This is a genomic window from Acinetobacter sp. USHLN143, from assembly GCF_037145695.1.
In the GTDB taxonomy this organism is placed as follows: domain Bacteria; phylum Pseudomonadota; class Gammaproteobacteria; order Pseudomonadales; family Moraxellaceae; genus Acinetobacter; species Acinetobacter fasciculus.
Genome location: NZ_JBBCWZ010000297.1, coordinates 1 through 249, shown reverse-complemented (window position 1 = coordinate 249; position 249 = coordinate 1). Strand labels below are relative to the sequence as shown.

Here is a 249-nt window from a genome sequence, read left to right as displayed (position 1 = left end):
ATTCGTGAAGAACTCGAAATTTCTCAAAAAGAGCTTGCTGAAACTTTGGGAATAAAACAGCCATCGCTTTCAGCAATAGAAAATCGTGGCAATGATCTTAAGATTTCAACCATGAAAAAGTATGTTGAGGCAATGGGTGGGAAGCTCCGTATTGATGTAGAGCTTCCAACAGGAAAACATATAGGATTCAACGTTTAACAATAAAAATGGGAGCTATAGGCTCCCATTTTTAGATTCGTATAACGTTGA

The 249-nt window shown here is 37.3% G+C and carries 1 protein-coding gene; it reads left to right on the top strand.

Features of this window, described 5'->3' with window-relative positions:
• Positions 1–198: helix-turn-helix domain-containing protein (locus tag WFH18_RS18635; RefSeq protein WP_336755457.1), on the top strand; the 198-nt coding region annotated here is incomplete at its 5' end.
• Positions 199–249: the final 51 nt, after the last annotated feature.